We start from the raw sequence: 21,814 nt of genomic DNA, 5'->3' as shown, positions 1-21,814 counted from the left end.
TGCCATGGGCCCGTCCCGGCGCCCGCGTGATCTCGCTGAGAGCGCGCAAGACAGCGCGCTGACGCGAATGATGAATGTCTTCGCATTTTCCTGTACGAGCTGCAATTCCCGGGCCAGTTCGACCCCGCGTCCACGCAGCTGCCGGCTTCTGCCCCTGCCCGCTTTCCCCGGCGGATCAGGAGGCTGGACCGCTTGTTTAAAGACCGTGTGACGGGCCTTCAGGATCCATGCAGCAAAATAGGACAGCATGACTGTCCTAATTCCCTTATCCTATGGCAGAAAGGCGTTTTCACCGCAAGGGGCGAGGCCCAAAAAATGGTTCGATTTGGCGATCCGCCTCTTGCAAAATCAAATTCGCCACATTCATGTCTGCCGCACAACATATCCGAACAAACGCAAAAGGTGGATTTCTTGATTTTCGCTTCCGACAACTGGGCCGGCGCGCATCCCGCCATCGCCGCCAGCCTCTCCGCAGCCGCCGACGCTTATCACGCGCCCTATGGAACGAGTGAGATCGACGACCGGGCCGCCGCCGCCCTCTCGGCGCTTTTCAAGCGCGAGGTGGCGGTGTTTTTCGTCGCGACGGGCACCGCCGCCAATTCTCTGGCGCTCGCGTCCCTCGCCCGTCCCGCCGGCGTGATGTTCTGCCACAGCGAAGCCCATGTCATTCACCATGAAGGCGGGGCCGTGGAGCTTCAAACCGGTGGCGGCAAGCTGGTTCCGGTTCAGAGCGCCCCCGGCGCCCATGGCAAGATCGACCCGGACGCGCTGCGACGCGCCATGGCGCTATTCCCCGACGACGACGTGCATGTCGGTGAAAAGACCGCGCTTTCCCTCACTCAGGCCACCGAAGCCGGAACGGTCTACACCCTCGAGGAAATCAGCGCTCTGAGCGCCATCGCCCGGCAAGCCGGCCTCAAGACCCATATGGACGGCGCGCGCTTTTCAAACGCTGTCGCCGCGCTCGGCTGCACGCCGGCCGAGATGACCTGGAAGGCGGGCGTCGACATCCTGTCGCTGGGCGGCACCAAGAATGGCTGCTGGTGCGCCGAAGCGGTGATCTTCTTCAATCCCAACGACGCCCGCGCCATGCCGCGGCTGCGCAAGCGCGGCGCCAATCTCTTCTCGAAATCGGCCTTCGTCGCGGCCCAGTTCGAGGCCTGGCTGAAGAATGACCTGTGGATAGACCTCGCCCGCCATGCCAACGCGATGACGCAAAGACTGTCCGACGCCGCCCAAATGTCCGCACAAACGCGAATCGCTTGGCCGACTCAGGGCAACCAGATCTTCCTGATCATGACCGACGAGAAGGCCGAGGCGTTGCGCCGGGCCGGCGCGCGCTTCTACGATTGGGAAACCCCGCGTGGTATGGAGGCGGCGCTCGCCCCGAATGAAAAGATCCGCCGCTTCATCGCGAGCTTCGCCACGCGCGAAGAGGATGTGGCGGCCATCGCCGCCCTGCTCTGAGAACAATGAAAAGCCCCGCCGCGACAGTCGCGACGGGGCTGGACCACTGCGCCCTCGGGGCGCCTCGATTTTAGGCAGCGAGATTTAGCCGTTGATGACCTGGGCTTCGATGGCCTTGGGCGCTTCGGCGCCCGCCGGAGCTGCGATCTCGATCCGGCGCGGCTTCATCGCCTCCGGGATCTCGCGGACGAGGTCGATATGCAGCAGGCCGTTCTTCAGATGCGCGGCGCGAACTTCGACATGATCGGCGAGCTGGAAGCGGCGCTCGAAGGCGCGCTTGGCGATGCCGCGATAAAGGAGTTCGGAGCCTTCGGTCTTGTCGTCGGACTTTTCGCCCTTCACCGACAGAAGATGCTGGTTGAGCTCGATCGACAATTCGCTTTCGTCGAAGCCGGCGACCGCCATCGAGATCCGATAGGCGTTCTCGCCCGTCTTCTCGATATTATAGGGAGGATAGGTCGGCTGCTCCGGCTGCGACAGGCTGTCGAGCATCGTGAAGACGCGGTCGAAACCGACGGTGGAGCGATAGAGCGGAGAGAAATCGAAGTGACGCATGGTGTCCTCCTTGAGAGCAACGTTTGCGATTGTGTCGTTCAGGCGTCCGGTCCGTTCCTCGGCCCCGCGCGCCCGGTTCGGGGACCCGTCATCGGCGTCCCGCAGGGCTTAGGTGGGAGAGCTTTTCTCCGCTTTCAAGACCCGGCAAACGCGAGCCGAAAACATGAATGACGGATGAACGGGGAGTTCGGCGCGCGTTCACCCGGGGCGGCGTAAAAACATGGCTATGGGAGCATCCCTCCCGTGACCGGAGCGATGACGTCCCTTCCGCTCCGGTCGACTTCCAGCCGGAGCCGCCCCTGTCCCCATCCAGCGGTCTCCGGCCTTTTTTTGTTTGCCGCCGCAGCCGTGCGAATCGTGCTAGCGTCGCACCACAATCGCATTTCCGGACGCCATGCCCCCAGTTCTCCGCGCCACGCCTGACAATCTTTCGCCCGACAATCACGTCGCCGGCTTCTTCGACAGTTTCGACGGCGTGAAGCTGCGCTACGCGATCTTCCGTTCCACCCAGTCTCCCTCGGCGGGAACCGTCATCCTGCTGCACGGCCGCAACGAAACGATCGAAAAATACTACGAAACCATCCGCGATCTCACCGAAGCCGGCCTCTGGGTCGCCACCTTCGATTGGCGCGGCCAGGGCGGCTCGCCCCGGCTGCATCCGCAGGCGCGCAAGGGACATCTGCGCCGCTTCGGCGATCTCGAACGCGATCTCGACGCCTTCATCGAGAAAGTCGTGCTTCCCGACGCCAAGATGCCCTTCTTCATTGTCGCGCATTCGATGGGCGCGCTCGTGGCGCTCAGGGCCGCGCCCTGGCTCTCCAATCGCATCGATCGCATGGCGCTCTGCGCGCCGTTCGTGGGCGCCGCGGGCATCGGCATCCCCAATGGCCTGTTGAAAGTCCTCGCAAACGCCGCCCACTACACCGGTTTGGGCGCGGTGCAGTTTTCAAAGGACGTGCTGGAACGGCCGTTCGAGAACAATGTGCTGACGTCGGATGCGGTCCGCTATCGCCGCAACCGCGCCATCCATGACGAGCATCCCGACCTGTTCATCGGCCCGCCCACCGCGAGCTGGATCGCCTCTATGATCCGCGCGATCGAAACGGTCACCCGCATGGAGCATCTTCACCGCATCGAGATCCCGACGCTGGTGATCGCGCCCAGCGCCGACAAGATCGTGCCCTATCCCTATTTCGAAGCGCTGTCTCAACGCTTTCGCGCCGGCAAGCTGGTGACGATCCCCGGCGCCGCCCATGAACTGCTGCAGGAGCGCGACATCTTCCGCGACCAGACGCTCGCCGCCATCAAAGCCTTCATTCCCGGCTCGGACGCCGATCCGCTGATCTATTCGGGGGACTGAGAAACGAATAAGGGGGTGCATTTCTGCTCCCCCAGTAGTTCCCTTTCGGGAAGCGGACACCGTTTCCGGGCCGTATGTGAGCGTAATATAGTAAGTTGTCGTGCCCTTTTCAAGAACAAGTCAGGTGCTAGGTCTTGGTAGCCAATCGAGAACCATCTTCAGCACCTCGTTGAATTCCTCCTCCGGCAAGCGAGGAATTCCGCTCTTATCCGGCACCAACCGGCTGATGGCTACAGTTGTGGGCTTGTCACAAATTGCCCAACCAATCCTCCCATCAATTGTCGTCTTCAAGAGGGTTGCTTTCCTCGGATCTTGATCTTGCAAAGAGGAGCAAGGGACAACAACAACGGTGCCGAAGAGCGTATTCCGAAAGGATAAAATTATGACCGGCCTTCGCTTCCAAAATTCCGGAAGTTGGGCGTCTTTAGGGAAATCACACCAATACAACTGTCGGACTTTCGGGGCCGACTTTAGCCGCGGCTGAACTCTCGGAGGCTTTTCGTGCTCCTCAACCATTAAAAACCCCTGGCAAAGCGTCGCCAGAGATTAATGCCTAAGCACGAAGTTACAACCCGTGGATGCGCGTACTACGAAGATATGATTTCGCTCACGCGTTCAGCATCTCCAGCGCCTCGCGATGCAGCGCTTCGGTCGCCGCCGCGACGATATAGCCGCCCATTTCCGGCCGCCCGCCCTGCCAGTCGGTCATCACGCCGCCAGCCTGCTCGATCACCGGAATAATGCCGCCGACGTCATAGGGTTTGAGCGCGCATTCGACGACGAGATCGACATGGCCCGCGGCGAGCAGCGCATAGGCGTAGCAATCGACGCCATAGCGGAACAGCCGCGCCTTTTTCTCGATCGCGCGATAGACCGTCTCGTCGCGGCCTTCGAACAGATGCGGCGAGGTGGTGAACAGCTTGGCGTCTTCGATGCGGGTGCAGCCGCTGGTGCGGATCACCCGCTCGCCGTCGGGACCGCGATAGACGGATTTCTCGCCGTCGGCGAAATAGCGTTCGCCGGTGAAGGGCTGGTCGATCAGCCCCATCACGGCGCGACCCTTGTGATAGAGGCCGACCAGCGTGCCCCAGACGGGAACGCCGGAGATGAAGGCGCGCGTGCCGTCGATCGGGTCGATCACCCAGACATAATCGCGATCGAGGCCGACCGAACCATGCTCCTCGCCGAGAATGCCGTGATCGGGAAATTCCGCCTCGATGAGCCCGCGAATGGCGGCTTCGGCCGCCTGGTCGCCTTCGGTGACAGGATCGTAATGCTGCCCCCTTTGTCGACCACCGACAGGCCGGACCGGAATCGCGGCAGAGTTTCAGCCCGCGCGGCGTCGGCGAGTCGGTCGAAAAAGGCGCGGTCGGGCGTCATCACTCACTCCTGTCGGGGAATTATCAACGGATCATCGGGCTTGTGCGCGACAAAGGCATGAAAAATCAAGCCGCTCGATTCCTGAGGCAATAAAATTTCCGCAGATGCAAATTATGTCATTTTTCGTTCATCATTTCTGTTGACTTTTTTGCGCTGCAGCAGTTATCTTTTTCTTACAGTCCTTACCGGCTGTAAATGCCCTCCTTGGGTGTTTCCTCCCTAGACTTGACCGCGCTCACAGCGCGGTTTTTTTGAGCCCTGGACGTGATGGAGCAATGTCACTCCGCAGCGTAAGCCGTGGAAACCTGGGGAACGCTGACTTCCGTTGCGAGATTCTCGAGAAACTGCCGCATCGCCCCGGCCACCTTGGCGAAGTCTGGACGTTTCTCCAAAGTCGTCTCGTCGATATACAGCGAGCGGTTGATTTCGATCTGCAGCGCATGCAGGCCGCGCGCCGGCCGGCCATAATGTTCGGTGATGAAGCCGCCGGCATAGGGTTTGTTCCGCACTGCGGCAAAACCGAGATCCTCGAGCAGCTTCAGCGCCAGCCGCGACAGCTCGGACGAGGCGGAGGTGCCGTAGCGGTCGCCGATGATCACGTCTGGCCGCATACCGCTGCCGGTGATGCGGATATTGCCCGGCATAGAGTGGCAGTCGATCAGGATGGCGCGGCCGAAACGCGCATGCGTGCGGGCGATCAGCCGGCGCAACGCCGTATGATAGGGCTTGTAGATATGCTCCACGCGATCGAGCGCCGTGTTTACCGGCAGTTTCCGTCCATAGATCTCCATATTTTCCGCAACGATTTTCGGCACCGTGCCCAGCCCGCCGGCCACGCGCACCGACGCCGTGTTGGCGTAAGGCGGCAGCGGCCCGTCGAACATGCGCGGGTCGAGCTCGTAGGGCTCACGGTTCACGTCGACATAGGCTCGCGGAAAATGCGCCTTCAGCATCGGCGCGCCCAGCGACACCCCGCCCGAAAACAATTCGTCGACGAAGTGATCCTCCGAGCGGCGCAGGCTCAGAGTGTCGAGGCGTGAACCTTCCACGAATGCGCGCGGATAGATGCGGCCGCTATGGGGAGAATTGAGGACGAGCGGAATCTGATGGTCGTCAGGCTCCCGGATCTCGAATAATTCCCCCTCCCGAAAATCCCATACCATGCGAAAAATCGGCCCTCGACCCAAATCATCATTCTGTCATGTTGCCAGCGCCGACGGGACAAGTCCAGCCGCAGCGCCAAGTCCTCGTCGAACCGGCGGCAAAATCGCGTCATCCACAGGCGCGGCGCGCCGATTTGACAAAGACCCGCGAAAGGCGAAACATTCACGGGATTTTTACTCCGGCGCCCCTAGAGTCCGGGTAGAAAAAGCGTTCGAGTTTGAGTGACAACGGGTACACAAAAATATGAGCCAGAAAATCCTTCTCGCCGAAGACGACAACGACATGCGCCGTTTTCTGGTGAAGGCGCTGGAGAAAGCCGGATACAAGGTGATCTCCTACGACAACGGCGCCAGCGCCTATGACCGTCTTCGGGAAGAACCCTTCTCGCTGCTCCTGACCGACATCGTGATGCCGGAGATGGACGGCATCGAATTGGCGCGCCGCGCCACCGAACTCGACCCCGATCTCAAGGTCATGTTCATCACCGGTTTCGCCGCCGTGGCGCTCAATCCGGACTCCAACGCCCCAAAGGACGCCAAGGTCCTGTCCAAGCCCTTCCACCTTCGCGACCTCGTCGACGAGGTCAACAAGATGCTGACGGCCGCCTGAGGGTTTCGTCGCAAGAATTCACGGATGCGGATAAAGGCTGTCGTCGCGCGAAGACTATGCGGCCCATGCAACGAAACTGCGTGGACGCGTCGCTCGGCGGTATAGACCCTTTGTTGCGATTGCAAGCCGATCGTGCTCGCAAGAGTTCGATCCCCCAATGTGCGCCGTGTACCGGCCACGACCAGTTGTTCCGATCTGAGCAGGCCGCCTTTGAAAAGAGGCGGCTTTTTCGGTTTGGCGATATTTGAATTCGACACGAACCCGACGCTTTGGTGCTTGCCTGCCCCTATGAGGTTGACCTAGAACGCAGCTTCAACTTCTGGGGGATGTAATGAGATTTGCCGGAAACGTGATCTGGTTTGTATTTGGCGGCGCGGTGACAGCGCTCATTTGGCTCGTTGGCGCGTTGGTCTTCGCCATATCGATTGTTGGGCTGCCCTTGACCCGGGCCGCGATTGAAATGGCCAAACTGTCGGCATGGCCATTCGGCAAAGACGTGGTTCATATCCGCGATCTCGACAACAAGACGCTTTCCACGGGAACGGCGATAACGGGCGCGATCGGCTTCCTGTTCAACGTCATTTGGGCGTGTACGTTTGGACTGGCTCTTTTCCTCGCTTATGTGCTGCACGGCATCGTCTATTGCATGACCATCATCGGGATTCCGTTCGGATTGCAGTGCTTCAAACTGGCGGCGATCTCGCTTTGGCCCGTGGGCCGGCGGGTCGTCACCTTGGAGCTGGCGAAAGCGGTGCGGGAAGACAAGGCTGCAAGAGTGCTGGCGGCCTATAGGGCTTGAACCAAGAGGAAGGCCGCCTGAGGGTTTCGTCGCAAAGAATTCACAGGATCCGAAAAAATCTATTGACGCGCAAAGGGTACTGTGGTCTATGCGCCGACATCGGATGGGCGTGTAGCTCAGCGGGAGAGCACTACGTTGACATCGTAGGGGTCACAAGTTCGATCCTTGTCACGCCCACCATCCTTATTACTGAAAACGTTGAGAAGCCCGCCCTGTGCGGGCTTCTCCGTTTCCGGGCTCAGGTTCAAAAAGCCAAGAGCCTGGGCGGCAGCTGCTTCAGGCCTCCGCACGTTTCTCGACGTCGGATCCGCAATCTCCCAACTTTTCTCCCGCCGGACGGGTCGAGACGAATCCGACAGCCGAATCACGTCGTCGTCGTGATTCGCTTCATCAGTGATTCGATGTCGCCCTTGCTGCAGAGATCGGTTCCCGACGTCATCGCCGTCGCCGCGCCGGCGGCGATCGCCCAGCGAAACGCCTCGCCTGCATCTTTTTTTTCCGACAGCGCCCAGACGAAAGCGCCCACGAAGGAATCGCCCGACCCGACCGCCGAGCGCACCTCCACCTTAGGGCTCGCGAGCCGGAGCGCGCCTTCGGGACCGGCCAGGATGGCGCCCTCCGCGCCGAGCGTCACCGCCACATAGCGGGCGCGGCCTTTGCCCACCAGTTCCAGCGCCGCGGCCTCGGCGTCGGCTTTTTCCAGCCTGGCGCCGATCAGCCCCTCCATTTCACTGAGGCTCGGCTTGACGAAGAAGACCGGCTCGCCCGAAAGGCCCGCCGCGAGCGCCGGGCCGGACGTGTCGAGCACGAACCGGCTGCCGTTCCCACGGGCGATCGCGGCCATGCGCGCATAAGTGTCGACGGGCGCTCCTGGCGGCAGGCTGCCGCTCGCCACGATGAACGCGTCTCTCACCGTTTCGAGCCTTTGCAATGCCGAGAGCGCTTCGTGTTCGCTGAGCGGGTCGCCCTCGGGCACGAAGCGGTATTCGAGCCCCGTCTCCTCCTCATGCACCATCGTCGCGATGCGGGTCGGGCTCTTGACATGCACAAGGTCGAGAGGGATCGGCAACCGCCCCAATGCATCTTCGAGCAGAGCGCCTGTCGCTCCGCCGGACAGGATCATCAATTCGGGCGCGCCGCCGAGCTCCAGCACGACGCGGGCGACATTGACGCCGCCGCCGCCGGGATGGAGACGCTGATTTCGCGTCCGGACCTTGTGCGTCGGCACGACGCGGATCGCATCGCTCGACACGTCGAGGGTGGGATTGAGGGCGATGGCGAAAATGCGCATGCGGCGCTCCTGAAGAGGCGTTGATGAAAGCTGACACGATCCCTGCGCCTGCAGTCTGGCGGGGACGGGCCACAGGCTTCCTTGATTCTGGTCAAGACGAACGGGGCATTACCGCTCCCGATCAATTATTTTTGGGTGGGCCGGCGAATATATTAGAACCGTTGGCCGTCTGTGCTACGAAAGATCGGAAACTGTCGACGAGGGGGACGACGACGATCTGCCTGTTTCGGATGAGCCGCGACTGAAAAGCCTGCGCAATCCCGATCGGCCCGTCACATCTCTCCCTTCGAACTCGACTGACTGACCGCCTCGAACACTGCGCCCCCTCCAGGGCTCTTGATGGGAGAATAGATCGTGACCCGCGCGCTTCTCTGGACGTCCCTTCTCATGTCAACGCTCCTCGTCGCGCCTGCGCCGTCCATGGCGGCGGAAACGCGAGAGGTGGTCACCGTCAAGGACGCCGACTATTTCGGCTTCGACCTTCGCACCGTGCAGAACGTCTCGCTGGACGAATGCAAGCAGGTCTGCGTCGACGACGAGCAATGCAAGGCCTTCACCTACAACACCAAGGCCAAGTGGTGCTTCCTGAAGTCCGATTTCAAGAAGATGAACGCGTTTCCCGGCGCGGTGGCCGGCAAGATCGTCGTGACCGAGACCCAAGCGCAAAGCGAGCCCGATCTCGGCGCGGCGCCCAAGATGCCGTTCATCACCACTCAGCAGGAAAACGACGCCGCTCGCCAGAAGGAGCAACTGGCCGTGGCCGAGGGCCAGTCGGGCCTGAGCGTCGAGGCGCTGCTCGTCATCGCCCGTCAGGATGCGGCGAACGGCGTCTATCCGCACGCCATGGCCACCTTCAAGAGCGCGCTCATCCAGCAGCCCGACAATATCGATCTCTGGCTCGAAATGGCCGGGATCGCCGGCCGCTCCAATCAGGACTGGTCGGTCAATGCCGACGGCCTGTCGGCCTCGGTCAACGCCTATCAGCTGAGCCGCACCCGCACCCAACGCGCCCAGGCGCTCGCAGCCCTCGCCAAGGCCTATGAAAACAACCAGCTGTTCCGCGACGGCATCAATGCGCTGAAGGCCAGCCTCGCGCTCGTCGAGGATCCCGCCGTCAAGCTGGCGCTCGCCGATTATATCGAGCGTTACGGCTTCCGCGTCACCGGCAACACCACCGACGCCGACAGCGCCGATCCGCGCGCCTGCGTTCAGTTTTCCGAGCCTCTGGTCAAGGCGGGCGTCGACTACACGTCCTTCGTCACCCTCAATGGCGCGGCGCCCAAATCCGTCGACGCCAAGGGGTCGGAAATCTGCGTCGGCGATCTCAAGCATGGCGAGCGCTACAAGCTGGCGCTGCGCGAGGGACTGCCGTCCTCGGTCGAGGAAGCGCTGCGCCAGCAGGTCGATCTCGACATCTATGTCCGCGATCGCGCCCCGACCGTGCGTTTCACCGGCGACAGTTTCGTGCTGCCCTCCACCGCACGCCGCGGCATTCCGCTCGTCTCGATCAACACCGACAGCGCCCAGCTGAAGCTCTACCGCATCGGCGACCGCAACATCGCCTCGATCCTCTACAATTCGGCCTTCCTCACTCAGGTCGACGGCTACCGCGCCACCCAGATCGAGAGCGAGCAGGGCCAGCTCGTCTGGAGCGGCGACATCGTCGTCGCCCCCGAACTCAACAAGGAGGTCGTCACCTCCTTCCCGGTCGACGAGGCGATCCCCGAGCGCAAGCCCGGCGTCTATGTGCTGACCGCGACCGCCAGCCAGGCGCAGACCAACGACTGGGACAGCAAGGCCACCCAATGGTTCGTGGTCTCCGACACCGGCCTGACCACCTATGCCGGAACCGACGGGCTGCATGTCTTCGCCCGCTCGCTGGCCTCCGCCAAGCCGCTGGCCGGCGTGACCCTCAATCTGCTCGCCCGCAACAATGAAGTGCTGGGCAGCGCCACCACCGACGCGCAGGGCCAAGCCGTGTTCTCCGCCGGCCTGATGCGCGGCTCCGCCGCCATGGCCCCGGCCATTCTGACCGCCCAGAACGGCGCCGGCGACTATGTCTTCCTCGACATGACCCGCGCCGGCTTCGACCTTTCCGACCGCGGCGTCACCGGCCGCACCGCGCCCGGCGCCGTCGATGTGCTGACCTGGACCGAACGCGGCATCTACCGCGCCGGCGAAACCGTGCATCTCGCCTCGCTGGCCCGCGACATCGAAGGCAAGGCGATCGATAAACTGCCGCTGACCTTCATCGTCACCCGCCCTGATGGTGTCGAGGACCGGCGTCTGGTGGAAACCGGCGGCGCGCTGGGCGGCTACGCCGTCGACCTGCCGATGCTGGAGACCGCGATGCGCGGCGCCTGGACGGTGCGCGTCCATACCGACCCGAACCAGCCGTCGATCCGCGAGCAGACTTTCCTGGTCGAGGATTTTACGCCCGACCGGATCGAATTCGACATGACCACCGCCGACACGGCGATCGAACCGGGCAAGCCCGTCACCGTCGACATCGACGGCCGCTATCTCTACGGCGCGCCGGGCGCCGGCCTGGAGCTCGAAGGCGAGATTTCGCTGAAGCCGACCCGCACCAGCGAAGCCTTCCCGAAATACCAGTTCGGCCTCGCCGACGAGGAAGCGATCGACGAAAGCCGCAACACCCTGGAGGGTCTGCCTGTTCTCGACGAGCAGGGCAAGGCGGCGATCCCCGTCGATCTTCCCGCGCTGCCTTCGACCACTCAATTCCTCGACGCCAAGATCAGCATCCGCATGCGTGAAGCCGGCGGCCGCGCCGTCGAGCGCAATCTGACGCTGCCGGTTCGGACCGGCGACGAGATGATCGGCGTCAAGCCCGAATTCGACGGCGAAGTGCCGGAGAATTCGCTCGCCAAGTTCCATGTCGTCTCGCTCGACCGCGACGGCCGGAAGCAGGCCGCGACGGGCCTGATCTGGAAGCTCGTGCAGATCGAGCGCAATTATCAATGGTATCGCGACGGCTCCGGCTGGCGCTATGAGCCAGTCACCAACACCAAGCAGGTCGCCAACGGCAAGCTCGACCTGACCGCAGACGGCGGCGAGATAGCCACGCCGGTCGCCTGGGGCCGCTATCGCCTCGAAATCGAAAGCGCAACCGCCGAAGGACCCGCGAGCTCCGTCGAATTCGACGCCGGCTGGTTCGTGGCGGCGACATCGACCGAGACGCCCGACGGCCTCGAAATCGCGTTCGACAAGGAGAGCTTCAAGGTCGGCGACACCGCCAAGCTGCGCGTCTCCTCCCGTTTCGCAGGCGAAGCGCTGGTCAATGTCGGCACAGAAAGCCTCGTGACCTCGCTCACCGCCACGATCGGCAAGGACGGCGGCGAGATCGACATTCCCGTCACCGCAGAGATGGGCGCCGGCGCCTATGTGACCGCCACCCTCTTCCGCCCCGGCGACAGCAGCGAAAGCCGCATGCCCATGCGCGCCATCGGCGTCAAATGGCTGGCGGTGGACCCCGGCGACCGCAAGCTCGCCATGACCCTCGACGCCCCCGAAAAGACCCTGCCGCGCCAGCCGCTCGACATTTCCGTCGCCGTTCAGGGCGCCGGTATCGGCGAGGAAGCCTATGTCACGGTCGCCGCCGTCGATGTCGGCATTCTCAATCTCACCGGCTATGAGCCGCCGAATCCCGAAGACTGGTATTTCGGCCAGCGCCGTCTGGGCGTCGAAATCCGCGACCTCTATGGCCGGCTGATCGACGGCTCGCTCGGCGCGACCGGACGCCTGCGCACCGGCGGCGATGGCGCGGAGACCGCGCTGCAAGGCAAGCCGCCGACCGAAAAGCTGGTGGCCTTCTTCGCCGGTCCCGTGACGCTGGACGCCGAGGGCAAAGCGAAAGTCAGCTTCGACATTCCGCAGTTCAACGGCACGGCCCGCGTGATGGCGGTGGCCTGGACCAAGTCGGGCCTGGGTCACGCCAGCCGCGACGTGATCATCCGCGACCCCGTCGTGGTGACCGCCGCCATGCCGAAATTCCTCGCCCCCGGCGATCAGGCCGAGCTCAGGCTCGACATCGCCAACACCGATGCTCCGGCTGGCGACTATACGCTCGACGTCGATGGCGGCGCGCTGGTCTCCGTCCTGTCCAAGGCGGATCAGGCGCCGATCACGCTCGCGGCCGGAGGCAAGGCCAACGTCACGCTGCCGATCACCGGCGGCGAACCGGGAACCGGCCAGATCGACATCGCGCTCAATGGCCCCAATGGCGAACGCTTCACCCAGGCGCTCGATATCACCGTGCGGCCCTCGACGCCGCCGATGACCGAACGGCGCATGGTGCGGATCGAGCCCGGCCGGCAATTGCTGGTCGACGACCAGCTGCTCGCCAATTCGATCATGCAGGGCGCCTCCGTCTCGGTGAACCTGACCCGCAATCCGAGCTTCGACATCGCCTCGCTTCTGATGACGCTCGACCGCTACCCCTATGGCTGCGCCGAGCAGACCACCAGCCGGGCGATGCCGCTGCTCTATCTCAGCGATCTCTCTTCCGCCGCCGGCCTCGCAGACGACGGCGAGGTCAAGAAGCGGGTGCAGGACGCCATCCAGCGCGTTCTGTCCTATCAGTCGTCCTCCGGCAGTTTCGGCCTGTGGTCGCCCGGCTCCGGCGATTTCTGGCTCGATTCCTATGTGACCGACTTCCTGACCCGGGCTCGCGAACAGAAGTTCGAAGTGCCGGAACAGGCGCTGGCCACCGCATTGGACAATCTCGAAAACCAGCTGGCTTACGACACCAATGTCGTCGACCGCGGCAATCAGATGGCCTATGCGCTCTATGTGCTGGCCCGCAACCGCAAGGCCGCGATCAGCGATCTGCGCTATTACGCCGACACGATGCTGGATCAGTTCCCGACCCAGCTCGCCAAGGCCCATATCGCCGCAGCGCTCGCGCTCTACGGCGATCACCAGCGCTCCGAACGGATCTTCGCCGAAGTCGCCAATCTCTCGGCCGGCCTGACCAGCGTCAACTGGGCCCGCTCCGACTATGGTTCCAACCTGCGCGACAGCGCCGCCATCCTGGCGCTGGCCGCCGAAAGCCGCCCGCAAAGCGCCATCACGCCCGCCATGACCGACCTCGTCGGCCGCGAATGGGGCCAGACCCGCTACACCTCCACCCAGGAGGAATCCTGGATGGTGCTGGCGGCCCGGGCGCTCAAGGATCAGGACCAGTCGATCCGCGTCAGCGTCAACGGTGCCTTGAAGACCGGCGGCTGGCGCGACAGGCTGACCGGCGACGCGCTGACCGCAGAGCCGATCACGCTGCGCAACGAGGCCAGTGAGCCGGTAACGGCGATGATCACCACCGTCGCCTCGCCGAAGGAGCCGCTGCCGGCCGGCGGCGACGGCTTCGAGATTTCCCGCGCCTATTACACGCTGGACGGCGAGGAGGCCAATCCGAGCGAGGTCAGGCAGAACGAGCGCTATGTCGTGGTGCTCACGGTGAAGCAGGCCAACGACTGGATGAGTCGCATCATGGTCTCCGACATGCTGCCGGCCGGTTTCGAGATCGACAATCCCGGTCTCGTCAATTCCGCCTCGCTGTCCAATTTCGACTGGCTGCCCGAGACCCAGGCCGCCCATCTCGAATTCCGCTACGACCGCTTCCTGGCCGCCCTCGACCATGCCCCGGGCGACAGCAACGACTTCACGCTCGCTTATGTCGTCCGGGCCACCAATCCGGGCGTCTATGACCACCCGGCGGCGACCGTGGAGGACATGTATCGTCCGCAGCTGTCCGCCCGCACCGCCGCGGGCCGGATGCAGGTCGCGAAGGACTGAGCCTTGGCCCGGACGGCAAAACTCTTCGGCGCGCTCGTCGCCCTCCAGGCTGCTTTGTCAGCCGGGATGGTCTACGGGCTCGCCGAGGCCGACCGGGCTTTTCCGCCGCCGCTCGAGGCGGCGATGGAGCGCTCGCGACAGGTGCTCGACCGCGACGGCCAATTGCTGCGCGCCTTCACCACCAGTGGCGGCAAGTGGCGCCTGCCGGTGACGTCAGTCGATGTCGACCCGCATTATCTTCGCATGCTGGTGGCCTATGAGGACCAGCGTTTTGAGAAACATCGCGGCGTCGACCTCTGGGCGCTCGGCCGCGCCGCCGGCCAGCTCGCCGCCCATGGCCGCATCGTCTCGGGCGGCTCGACCCTGTCGATGCAGGTCGCCCGGCTGATCGAGCCGCGCAAGGACCGTTCGATTGCCGCAAAGCTGATCCAGATCGCCCGCGCCGCCCAGATCGAGAAGCGGCTGAGCAAGGCCGAGATCCTCGATCTCTATCTCAACCTCGCCCCCTTCGGCGGCAATCTCGAAGGCGTGCGCGCCGCAAGCCTCGCTTATTTCGGCAAGGAGCCCAAGCGGCTGACGGTGGCGCAGGCCGCCCTTCTCGTCGCGCTGCCGCAATTGCCGGAGCGCAGGCGGCCCGATCGCTTTCCCGCCAATGCCGAAGCGGCCCGCGAACGGGTGCTGACCCGGCTCGCCGTCGCCACGGTGATCGGCGAAGGCGAGGCCGGCCGCGCCCGGCTGGCCCCGGTTCCCAAGACGCGGCGGCAGCTGCCGGCTTACGCCGCCCATCTCGCCGAAGCCGCCATCCGCAAGGACCCTCGCGCGCTCAGCCATCAGACGACGCTGAAGCGCGACGCACAGGCGGCGCTGGAGATCGTGGCCCGCGACGCCGCCGACCGGCTGGGGCCGAAGATCTCGGTGGCGCTGCTGCTGGCCGAAAACCGCACCGGCGCCATCCTCGCCGAGGTCGGCTCGGCCGACTATTTCGAGGGCTCCCGCTCCGGCTGGATCGACATGACCCGGACGCTGCGCTCGCCGGGCTCGACGCTGAAACCCTTCATCTATGGCCTTGCCTTCGAGCAGGGCATGATCGCCCAGCAGACGATCATCGAGGACCGGCCTGCCGATTTCTTCGGTTACCGCCCGAAGAATTTCGACATGAGCTATCAGGGCGACGTGACAATCCGCCAAGCGCTGCAGATGAGCCTCAACGTGCCCGCCGTGAAGCTTCTCGAAGCGGTCGGCCCGACGCGTTTGACCAGCCGTTTCCGCCGCGCCGGCGTCAATCCCAGGCTGCCGCAGGGCGAAGCGCCGGGGCTGGCGATCGCGCTCGGCGGCGCGGGCGTCAGCCTGCGCGATCTCGTTCAGCTCTATGCCGCGCTCGCCAATCGCGGTTTTCCGGTCAAACTCGGCGACGGCGTCCGCGAGCAGCCAGGCGTGATCGAGGCCGAACCGATCATGGATCCGATCGCCGCCTGGCAGGTGTCGGACGTGCTCTCGGGCATGCGGCCGCCGCTCGGCGCCGTTCCGCGCGGCCTCGCCTACAAGACCGGCACCTCCTATGGCTATCGCGACGCCTGGACCATCGGTTACGACGGCAAATATGTGCTCGGCGTCTGGGTGGGCCGCGCCGACAACGCCGCCATTCCCGGCATATCCGGCTTCCAGACCGCCGCCCCCATTCTCTTCGAAGCCTTCGCCAAGGCCAAACTCGCCCAGACCGCGCTGCCGCCCGCGCCGGCCGGCGCCTTCCGGCTGAGCGAGGCGGAGCTGCCCGCGAGCCTCAAGCGCTTTGCGCTGACCGGCAACGGCCTCGTCTCCTTCTCCGCCCGCGAGCCCGCACCGAAAATCGTCTATCCGCCCGAAGGCGCGGAAGTCGACCTCGCGCTCGGCGGCGACGACGCCATGCCGCTGCAGCTCAAGCTGCAGGGCGGCCGCCCGCCCTTCCGTTTGCTCGCCAATGGTCGGCCGATGGATGGATCGAGCCGAAAGCGCAATTTCGAATGGCGTCCCGACGGGGCCGGCTATTCGACCCTGACCGTCATCGACGCGGTCGGCCGCGCCTCCACCGTACGCGTCTTCCTGCGTTGACGCGCCAAATCGCTCCGCAGCGCGCTCCCGCCCGGAGTTGTCAGTCATTCTCTCGCTTCGCCCAAAGGGCTCGGCCGGGGCGCGAAGAACGCCTCGTTAAGTTGAATTTATAGTGACGCTCATCGCGCCCCGCATTCGGCGGTTTGTGCCTCGAACTTGACGCTCGTCGCCGCAGGTCGAGCCTGCGGGTAATCCGCCTCTAAAGCGGGCCTTACTATGACGTCCCTTGCGAGACGCCACCCTGGGGGACGCTTTCACGCCAAGTCCCCAGTCTTCGGGGTCGTCGTTTCTCGAAGCCCCGGAGAAAGAGAGTTCACGTCGTCCCCCTTCCCCAGCGCCGGCCACATCTCGCCGCGACGCCTCGCGGTGTAGCCGATGACAGGACGAGACGAGGACAAGGGCGGTGAGATGGTGGGGGATGAAAATATTTTCGGGAGGAGGATTTTTTGAGGAAGGCCCTCCCCCACCCCTCCCACAAGGGGAGGGGCTTAACTCAGGGCTGCCGCCGGCGCGCCACAGGTCAGCGCTGCGGACGAGAGGTCGCTTGGGTTTTGGAGGGTGAGGCAGCTTAAGCCCCTCCCCCTTGTGGGGAGGGGTTGGGGAGGGGTTTTCCTCCACTCCGCCGTCGTCCTCGGCCCTGGGCCGAGGATCTGAGCCAGCGAGCAAAATCAAAGCGTTGCAGCTGCTGGGGACAGGCCCGAGCATGACGGTGGTGAGGGTTCCGTTTGCGGTTGACGGCCTGCTTCGCCCCTCACCCGGCTGCCGCCACTTTCTCCCCGCGCATGCGGGGAGAAAGGCGATGGAGAGCCGGCATTGCCACAATCCTCCTTCTCCCTGCATGCGCGGGGAGAAGGTCCCGGCAGGGGGATGAAGGGCGGTGCGCGACATCCATTCCCAGAAGAGAAGCCGCCCTACCCTCTCACGCCGCTTCCTGATCCTGTTCCTTCTGCGCCGACACGATCAACCTCAAGACGAAATCGATTTTGGTGATGACCTTGCCGGTCAGCACGAAGGGGTAGAAATCCGGCTGGCCCAGGCTGCGATTGAGCGCGTTGATGGCCACGGTCAGCGGGATCCAGGAGGCGGTGACGGGGCGGATCGAGGTGGCCTTGTAGGGGTCGAAATGCGCACCGGGCTTGGGGCCCGCGCCGGGCAGGAACTCGATTTCGGGCGAGATGCCATAGACCATCGCTGTTTCCAGCCCGTCCACCATATGGAAGCAATGCGCCCAGGTCTCGGCGAAGTCTTCCCAGGGATGGGCGGAGGCATAGGCCGAGATGTAATTTTCCTGCCAGTCGGCGGGCGCGCCTTCGGCGTAATGGCGCTGCAACGCCTCGCCGTAATCTTCGGTGGGATCTCCGAACAGCGCCTTGAAGCGATTGAGGCGATCACCGTCCTTGACCAGCAGATCCCAGTAGAAATGACCGACCTCATGGCGGAAATGGCCGATCAGCGTGCGATAGGGCTCGCCCATCGACGTCCGGCGCTTCTCCCGCTCGGCGTCGTCGGCTTCGGCGATGTTGATGGAGATCAGGCCGTTGGCGTGGCCGGTCATCACCGGCTCGACTGTCCCGTCCGGGGCGACGACATCGGCGAGAAACTCGAAAGCGAGGCCATGCTCCGGATCGTCCGCGCGCGACGGGATCGGCAGCTCGAACCGGGTCAGCGAATAGAACAGATGTCGCTTGGCCTGCTCGATCTTTTGCCAGCGCTCGAGATTATCCGCGACGGAAAGATCGGGGATGGTGAGATTATAGCGGCAGGCGAGGCAGAAATTGTCGCCGCTCTCGGCGTCGACGAGCCAGTTGCAGGCGGCGTTCTCCGCATTGTCGCAAGTGATGAACAGACGCTCGGGCGCAGCCATGGCGCGAAAGGCGTCGCCCTCCGCCTCGAGCGCCGACATCTCGGCGAGATCGGCGATATAGCCGACTTTCAAGCCGCATTTCAGGCAGATGCTGTTGTTGAAATGCAGCGTGTTGCCGCAATTCTGGCATTTGAAGATTTTCATGGGCGGACCTCAAACGGTGCTGACGCGATCGCGCATCTTGATGGTGTTGCGCATGAAGGCATAGAGGATGAGAAGCGAGGGAACCGCGATGAAGCCGCCGACGGGGCCCCACAGCCAGATCCAGAAGGCCAGCGCCAGGAACACCAGGAACGGGTTCATGGTCATGGTGACGCCGAGCACCTGGGTGGTGACGAATTGCGATTCGATGAAATGCAGGCCGAGATAGATGGCCGGCGGCGTGAGAATGTCGACGCCGCCATGCCGGGTGGCGAGGCTGATGCAGACCAGCAGGATGGCCATCATCGCCGGGCCGACATAGACGACATAATTGAGCACGGCGGCAAGCACGCCCCAAAGCAACGGCGACGGCATGCCGACCAGCCAGAGACAGAAGGCGACGGCGCAACCGAGACCGATATTGACCAGCGTGATCGTCATCAGATAGCGCGAGATCAGAAGTTCGGTGTCGCGAAAGAAGTGTGCGATACGCCAGCGGACCCGACGCGAGATGCAGAGCTTCAACACGGCGACTCGGAACTGGTCGCGGGTGGCGACGAAGAAATAGATGCTGGCGAAAAACAACAGCAGCTCGGCGATGATGGTGGGGCCGAGCGTGACCACGCTTTCGACCGCGCCGCCGCCCTGATCGACCTTGACCATGACGCCGCCTGTCTCGCCCATCGCCGAACCCAACTGCTTTTGCATGGCCTGGAAGGACGAGATCATGTCTTTCCAGTCGGCGATATGCAGCTTGAGGCTTTCCCAGATCAGCGGCGCCTTGTCGACCCAGGCCGACAGCGGCATGGCGAGCGCGCCGACGAGAATGACGACCAGCGCGATGAACAGGATGACGATGGCGAGACCCGAGACCCAGGCCGGCATTCCACGTCGCTCGATCGCCTTGGCGACCGGGGAGAACATCAGGCCGATCACCACGCCGAGCAGGATCGGCGCGAGGATGACCTCGGCGTAATCCAGCGCCGCGACGCCGACGATCAGCGCAATGAGGATTTGCGCGATCCGCGCGCCGATTACCGACGCCTGGTCTATGCCCGACTGCGGAGCAAGCCGGATAGTCTTGAGTTGAAAGCCGCGTGCGCGCATGAGTGAGCCGATCCCCGATACCGCCCCGTCAACGGGGCTGACGGCGTTTGGTTCCGGAAAGACGCGGCGAATTCCGAGTGTCCTCCGGACCGTTCACGAAGCTGTGAGACGAATGTGACCGATCTTTTCCGGCGGTCGCGCGTAAACCTGTCGGCCAACCAGGGAGAAAAGCCATGACGATCCTGACCCTATCGCGTCGCAGTCTGTTCGCCACCGCCGCAACCGGGGCGATCGCCGCTCCGGCGATCCTGACGACGTCGCTTCTCGACCCGGCCACCGCGGCCGCCCAGGAAACGCCGGCGAAGCAACCGCATTTCCATTCGTTCAAATTCGGCGCCATGGACGTCACCGTCATCAGCGACGGAACGCGCGCCGCCGACAAGCCGAACGAAACCTTCGGAACCAACCAGAAGCCGGAAGACGTGGCGGCGCTGCTGACCGCCAATTTCCTGCCGACCGACAAATTCGTCAACGGCTTCTCGCCGGTACTGGTGAAGAACGGCTCCGACCTCATCCTGTTCGACACCGGCATGGGCGAAGGCGGGCGCGAATGGGGCGCGGGCCAGCTGCGCGCCGGCATTCAGGCGGCGGGCTACAAGCCCGAGGACGTGACGCTGGTGGTGATCACCCATATGCATGGCGATCATATCAGCGGCCTGATGGAAGGCGGCAAGCCGGCTTTCGCGAATGCCCGCTATGTGTTCGGCGAGGCGGAATACGCCTTCTGGAAGGACCCTGCCCGCATGGGCACGCCGGCGGAGGGCGGCCATAAAGGCGTGATGAAGAACATCGCGCCGCTGGCCGAGAAGGCCACCTTCGTCAAGGACAACGCCGATGTGGCGCCGGGCGTGACCGGCATGGCCGCCTTCGGCCATTCGCCGGGGCATATGATCTACCGCCTCGAAAGCGAGGGCCAGAGCCTGATCCTGACCGCCGACACCGCCAACCACTTCGTGCTGTCGCTGCAGCGGCCGGACTGGGAAGTGAAATTCGACATGGACAAGGCCAAGGCGGCGGAGACCCGCAAGCGGGTGTTCGACATGGTCGCCACCGATCGGCTGGCCTTCATCGGCTATCACATGCCGTTCCCGGCGGTGGGATATGTCGAGAAGCAGGGCGAAGGTTATCGATACACGCCGGCGACCTATCAGTTCGCGCTCTGAGCTTTATCGATGGAGATCGGCGGGGAGAGTGATCGTCTCGCCGGTCTCGCGGCTATGTGTCGTGTTCACAGCGCCGCCCAGTACGCGGAATATTCTACGCAAGCGGCAAAAGTTGACTCGCTTGCCGGACAGGCCAATAATCCCCGGGCAAGCAGAGGCGGGTCATGAACGTTGCGGTTTTGTCCGATATGGATCTTGGTGCGAGGAGAGCGTCAGCAGTATCCTTGACGAAGCGGCTTGTCGCGCGTCTGGCTGACATCGGAGTCGACGCAAAAATCTTCGGTTCGCTCTCGTCAGGCAAATTCAACGTGCAGTCCGACATCGACCTGCTGGTGACTACATGCCCGCGCCACCTCAAATACAAGATCGAAGGACTTGTGGAGGACGGCCTGCCCGGCTTCCGCTTCGATGTTGTCTATCTCGACGAAATCCCCGCGCATCGGCGCCACCGTTTCCTGGAGACCGTGACCGATGCAGGCGATCTTCGTTGATCTGGACAACGACATCAGGGAAATTGCCGCCGAGGCGGAGATGCTGGGCCTGGCGCTGACTACCTATAAATTGACGAAGAATGACCTTGCGCCGCATATGCGCTGGGCTGGCTGTCAGCGGCCTCGCTTCGGGGATAGAGAAGCTTTACTCTGGATGCGAACGAGTTATGTCAACGGTCGCTTCGAGGATCGACGGCAATGCGGTGTCGCGCGATGACGGCTGGCATGCAACGCTGCTTCGGCGAATGCACAACGACTATCCGGGCATTCGCGATCGCGTGCTTTCAGATGGCACCTATCGCGCACTGGACGGATTGCGGGCGTTTCGGCATCGGCAGAGGAATTCCTATGGGCTCTCGCTCGATCCGGAGATCGTAGAAGAGCGCGTCAGCGACGCTCTTGAAGCCTTTGCAATGTTCCAGGCAGACATACGGCGACTGAAGTCACGTTTTGATCCCGGCGCTGAAGAGGCGGATTGACAAGGCCTCTGGCCCTACGCTGAGAAGGAATAGCAGAACTGACAA

Annotated in this window: 16 protein-coding genes, 1 tRNA gene and 1 pseudogene; 11 read left to right on the top strand and 7 right to left on the bottom strand. The window is 63.5% G+C overall.

Translation table 11 applies throughout. The features are described 5' to 3' along the window. The first annotated feature begins 411 nt into the window (after positions 1-411). On the top strand, positions 412-1,467 hold the full coding sequence (locus H2O14_RS15620; RefSeq protein WP_182828375.1) for a threonine aldolase family protein: 1,056 nt from the start codon (positions 412-414) through the stop codon (positions 1,465-1,467). An 84-nt stretch (positions 1,468-1,551) separates the two neighbouring features. On the opposite strand, the gene H2O14_RS15615 is transcribed toward H2O14_RS15620, so the two are convergent. Next, the gene (locus tag H2O14_RS15615) at positions 1,552-2,022 is read right to left on the bottom strand and encodes an Hsp20 family protein (RefSeq protein WP_182828374.1); all 471 of its coding nucleotides are present in this window, start codon (positions 2,020-2,022) and stop codon (positions 1,552-1,554) included. Between the two features lie 394 nt (positions 2,023-2,416). On the opposite strand from H2O14_RS15615, the gene H2O14_RS15610 reads away from it, so the two are divergent. Continuing rightward, entirely contained in the window at positions 2,417-3,382 is a 966-nt protein-coding gene (locus tag H2O14_RS15610; protein ID WP_182828373.1) for an alpha/beta fold hydrolase, read from the top strand. A 120-nt stretch (positions 3,383-3,502) separates the two neighbouring features. Here H2O14_RS15610 and H2O14_RS29440 read toward each other — a convergent pair whose 3' ends face one another. The 3 genes and pseudogenes from H2O14_RS29440 to H2O14_RS15595 form a co-directional block, all read right to left on the bottom strand. Further along, the gene (locus H2O14_RS29440; protein ID WP_182828372.1) at positions 3,503-3,898 is read right to left on the bottom strand and encodes a type II toxin-antitoxin system PemK/MazF family toxin; all 396 of its coding nucleotides are present in this window, start codon (positions 3,896-3,898) and stop codon (positions 3,503-3,505) included. Positions 3,899-3,989: 91 nt separating this feature from the next. Beyond that, positions 3,990-4,762, bottom strand: a pseudogene (gene hisN, locus H2O14_RS15600) (histidinol-phosphatase). Positions 4,763-5,040: 278 nt separating this feature from the next. Then, positions 5,041-5,925 carry an N-formylglutamate amidohydrolase gene (locus H2O14_RS15595; protein ID WP_182828371.1) on the bottom strand — a complete coding sequence of 295 codons (885 nt, stop codon included), beginning with the start codon at positions 5,923-5,925 and terminating at the stop codon, positions 5,041-5,043. A 244-nt stretch (positions 5,926-6,169) separates the two neighbouring features. Here H2O14_RS15595 and cpdR1 point away from each other — a divergent pair, with 244 nt between their 5' ends. The 3 genes from cpdR1 to H2O14_RS15580 all read left to right on the top strand — a co-directional run bounded on the left by cpdR1 (position 6,170) and on the right by H2O14_RS15580 (position 7,514). Then, positions 6,170-6,535 carry a response regulator CpdR1 gene (gene cpdR1, locus H2O14_RS15590; protein WP_182828370.1) on the top strand — a complete coding sequence of 122 codons (366 nt, stop codon included), beginning with the start codon at positions 6,170-6,172 and terminating at the stop codon, positions 6,533-6,535. Between the two features lie 331 nt (positions 6,536-6,866). Continuing rightward, positions 6,867-7,334 carry a YccF family protein gene (locus tag H2O14_RS15585; protein ID WP_182828369.1) on the top strand — a complete coding sequence of 156 codons (468 nt, stop codon included), beginning with the start codon at positions 6,867-6,869 and terminating at the stop codon, positions 7,332-7,334. 105 nt (positions 7,335-7,439) lie between these two features. Next, positions 7,440-7,514 (top strand) — tRNA-Val (locus H2O14_RS15580). A 184-nt stretch (positions 7,515-7,698) separates the two neighbouring features. On the opposite strand, the gene H2O14_RS15575 is transcribed toward H2O14_RS15580, so the two are convergent. Continuing rightward, positions 7,699-8,625, bottom strand: coding sequence for a 1-phosphofructokinase family hexose kinase (locus H2O14_RS15575; RefSeq protein ID WP_182828368.1), 927 nt, complete (start codon positions 8,623-8,625; stop codon positions 7,699-7,701). Positions 8,626-8,976: 351 nt separating this feature from the next. On the opposite strand from H2O14_RS15575, the gene H2O14_RS15570 reads away from it, so the two are divergent. Both H2O14_RS15570 and pbpC read left to right on the top strand, forming a co-directional pair. Continuing rightward, positions 8,977-14,436, top strand: a complete 5,460-nt coding sequence (locus tag H2O14_RS15570; protein ID WP_182829400.1) for an alpha-2-macroglobulin family protein — start codon at positions 8,977-8,979, stop codon at positions 14,434-14,436. Between the two features lie 66 nt (positions 14,437-14,502). Beyond that, a complete protein-coding gene (pbpC, locus tag H2O14_RS15565; RefSeq protein WP_182829399.1) occupies positions 14,503-16,524 on the top strand; it encodes a penicillin-binding protein 1C in 2,022 nt (673 codons plus the stop codon). A 919-nt stretch (positions 16,525-17,443) separates the two neighbouring features. Here pbpC and H2O14_RS15560 read toward each other — a convergent pair. Then, a complete protein-coding gene (locus tag H2O14_RS15560; protein ID WP_182828367.1) occupies positions 17,444-18,532 on the bottom strand; it encodes a putative zinc-binding metallopeptidase in 1,089 nt (362 codons plus the stop codon). A gap of 9 nt (positions 18,533-18,541) precedes the next feature. Continuing rightward, positions 18,542-19,636 carry an AI-2E family transporter gene (locus H2O14_RS15555; RefSeq protein ID WP_182828366.1) on the bottom strand — a complete coding sequence of 365 codons (1,095 nt, stop codon included), beginning with the start codon at positions 19,634-19,636 and terminating at the stop codon, positions 18,542-18,544. Positions 19,637-19,809: 173 nt separating this feature from the next. Here H2O14_RS15555 and H2O14_RS15550 point away from each other — a divergent pair, with 173 nt between their 5' ends. From H2O14_RS15550 to H2O14_RS15535, 4 genes are all read left to right on the top strand, one after another. Further along, a complete protein-coding gene (locus tag H2O14_RS15550; RefSeq protein ID WP_182828365.1) occupies positions 19,810-20,799 on the top strand; it encodes an MBL fold metallo-hydrolase in 990 nt (329 codons plus the stop codon). Positions 20,800-20,963: 164 nt separating this feature from the next. Beyond that, a complete protein-coding gene (locus H2O14_RS15545; protein WP_246697409.1) occupies positions 20,964-21,290 on the top strand; it encodes a nucleotidyltransferase domain-containing protein in 327 nt (108 codons plus the stop codon). Then, a complete protein-coding gene (locus tag H2O14_RS15540; protein WP_182828364.1) occupies positions 21,271-21,507 on the top strand; it encodes a hypothetical protein in 237 nt (78 codons plus the stop codon). The genes H2O14_RS15545 and H2O14_RS15540 overlap by 20 nt, the downstream gene beginning before the upstream one ends. Beyond that, a complete protein-coding gene (locus H2O14_RS15535; protein ID WP_409526954.1) occupies positions 21,458-21,769 on the top strand; it encodes a hypothetical protein in 312 nt (103 codons plus the stop codon). The genes H2O14_RS15540 and H2O14_RS15535 overlap by 50 nt, the downstream gene beginning before the upstream one ends. Positions 21,770-21,814: the final 45 nt, after the last annotated feature.

Source organism: Rhizobium sp. G21 (assembly GCF_014158035.1).
GTDB lineage: Bacteria > Pseudomonadota > Alphaproteobacteria > Rhizobiales > Rhizobiaceae > Rhizobium_E.
Note: the sequence above shows the minus strand (reverse complement) of the source record. Positions and strands in the feature narration are given on the sequence as shown.